Raw genomic sequence first — 930 nt, forward strand, 5'->3', positions numbered from 1 at the left:
ACGATCCACTTCCGATCCCGACGACACCAATCTCATCCTACGCCATCCTCTCCGCAGGTTTTCGTCAGACCCCAAGGAGAACGAGATGGCTACCAGACACCTCTCCCAGATCGAGCTCGCCGCTCGCTGGAACATTTCGCACCGCACGCTCGAACGCTGGCGCTGGACGGGTGAAGGCCCGCAATACGTCAAGCTCGGCGGCCGCGTCGTCTACCGGCTCGAGGATGTCGAAGCCTACGAGGCCGAGCAGATCCGCCAGAGCACTGCCAGCTACCGCCACCAGGCTTCGGCGTGAGGGTGCGGCGATGACGATCCCCAACCACATCACCCTCGGTGATCTGCGCACCATGCAGATCGCGGCAATCGTTGCTCTGCCGCCCGAGCAACTTGCCCTTCTGCAGGATGCGGCCAGTGAAGCCCTGCGCAGCGCCAAGGCCACCAGCGACTGGCTCGAAGGCGCCATCGCGCTCAAATACGCTGACCGCGCCGTCATGGCGCGTATGGAAGCGAGCAAGGACACCGGAACGGTTCGCTTCGAGGACGGTGCGGTCACCGTGATCGCCGAACTGCCGAAGCGCGTCGATTGGGATCAGGCACAGCTTGCCGATCTGGTCGAGCGCATCAGCGCCGCCGGTGACGACCCCACCGAATATGTCGATGTCAGCTTCAAGGTGCCCGAGCGCAAATACGCCGCCTGGCCCGAGTCGATCCGACAGTCCTTCGCACCCGCCCGCACCGTCAGGACCGGGGCGCTCAAGGTAAAACTCGAGCTCAACGGAGGCGGGCAATGAACGGCGCGCTTCCCATCATCTTGGCCGACCAGCGTCTCGCGGCACCCCGCAGCATCAAGGGCTGCATCTTCGGCAAGTCCGGCATCGGCAAGACCTCGCTGCTGTGGACGCTTGATCCCGCCACCACGCTGTTCATGGA

At 64.2% G+C, this 930-nt stretch carries 2 protein-coding genes; both read left to right on the forward strand.

The window, feature by feature from the left end:
* The coding region (locus ACFO1V_RS09390; RefSeq protein WP_374834758.1) for a helix-turn-helix transcriptional regulator at positions 1–295 on the forward strand (295 nt) is incomplete at its 5' end.
* Between the two features lie 10 nt (positions 296–305).
* Complete coding sequence (locus ACFO1V_RS09395) at positions 306–791, forward strand: hypothetical protein (RefSeq protein ID WP_055456502.1); 486 nt, start codon at positions 306–308, stop codon at positions 789–791.
* The last annotated feature ends 139 nt before the right edge of the window (positions 792–930 follow it).

It is taken from the genome of Daeguia caeni (assembly GCF_042653845.1).
GTDB lineage: Bacteria > Pseudomonadota > Alphaproteobacteria > Rhizobiales > Rhizobiaceae > Brucella > Brucella caeni.

Bases quoted from the DNA above. Each gene is read 5' to 3' on its own strand.
- ACFO1V_RS09395 (WP_055456502.1), top strand. From the start codon at position 306: ATGACGATCCCCAACCACATCACCCTCGGTGATCTGCGCACCATGCAG.